General features: G+C 54.7%; 1 protein-coding gene. It reads left to right on the top strand.

All coding sequences use genetic code 11. The features are described from left to right. Nucleotides 1-55: 55 nt before the first annotated feature. A partial coding sequence (locus RMT89_RS42940) for a hypothetical protein (RefSeq protein WP_315889186.1) occupies nt 56-274 on the top strand: 219 nt, incomplete at its 3' end.

Below are 274 nucleotides of genomic sequence, written 5' to 3'. Positions count from 1 at the left end.
TGACCGCTATCCCCGCCGGGGATAAGGTTGAGAAATAGAAATGGAGAACTAGACCATGATCATCAATATTCGCGGGACCAATGGATCAGGAAAGACGACGCTGGCCCGTCAGTTGATTGGACCGAACCCGAACCCGGTGGACCTCATACAGTATGATAGTCCAACCAAGCGCGATCCTCATCGCAAGGCTTGGGTTGAGGGTTGGGGGAATGGGAATTTCCTCGCCATCGGGTCTTATAAGCAGGGCTGCGGCGGCATGGACACCATCCCCTCA

Origin of the sequence: Streptomyces sp. P17 (assembly GCF_032436805.1) — a bacterium.
Lineage (GTDB): Bacteria > Actinomycetota > Actinomycetes > Streptomycetales > Streptomycetaceae > Streptomyces.
Note: the sequence above shows the minus strand (reverse complement) of the source record. Positions and strands in the feature narration are given on the sequence as shown.